Annotated in this window: 1 protein-coding gene; it reads left to right on the top strand. The window is 29.6% G+C overall.

The annotated features are described in order from the left end of the window. On the top strand, positions 1-520 hold a 520-nt coding region (locus BG20_RS03330), incomplete at its 5' end, for a 6-hydroxymethylpterin diphosphokinase MptE-like protein (RefSeq protein ID WP_338032789.1). Between the last annotated feature and the right edge of the window lie 293 nt (positions 521-813).

Raw genomic sequence — 813 nt, 5'->3', positions numbered from 1 at the left:
TGTGCTGAAAAACTTTAAAAAAGAATTAAAAATTGTTGCAGATAGTGCAGTAAAGGTTCTAATTGAAAACGGAATAAATCCAGACATTGTTGTCACGGACTTGGACGGAGACGAAGAATCATTAATTAAAGTTGGAAAAACTGATTCAATTTTTGTTGTGCATGCACATGGAGACAACATAGCTAGGCTAAATCTTGCAGAGAATTTTAAAAATTATGTTGGAACAACACAATCAAAACCATTTAAAAAAATACAGAATTTTGGTGGTTTCACTGATGGCGATAGAGCAGTTTTTCTTGCAAGTCACTTTGAGGCAAAAAAGATTATTTTGTTTGGCATGGATTTTGAAGAAAAAATAGGAATTTACTCTAAAACAAAAATAAATGATAGAAATACCAAATTAAAAAAGTTAAGAAAAGCTAAATTACTTTTGAAATGGCTAGCAAAAAAACAAGATCGCAGTTATTTACAATATCAAGCCCAATTGATGGGTTTGAAAAAATTCCTTATGATAAAATAAATATCATAATTACCTAGAATGCATTTAATACCCATATACTCAAAAAGAAATCATGAAATTCTCTGAAGAGCAAATACGTGATACTGTTGCTATTAGGGATAATTTAGCTAAACAAATAGAAAAGCACCAAAAAGCCATAGAATTATTAGAAAAAATATTACAATTTTAGATCTGGTGTTAAAAGAATCTAGTTTCACTAAAGCCTCAGCTATTACAAAAAATATAGAATCGCCTGCAAAGACTAGTGAAAAAGTAGAAAAAAATCAATCCCCATAACAAATGGTAGTGATGGT

Source organism: Candidatus Nitrosarchaeum limnium BG20 (assembly GCF_000241145.1).
GTDB lineage: Archaea > Thermoproteota > Nitrososphaeria > Nitrososphaerales > Nitrosopumilaceae > Nitrosarchaeum > Nitrosarchaeum limnae.
The sequence above is the reverse complement of the archived record's forward strand: the minus strand, read 5'-3'. Positions and strand labels throughout refer to the sequence as shown.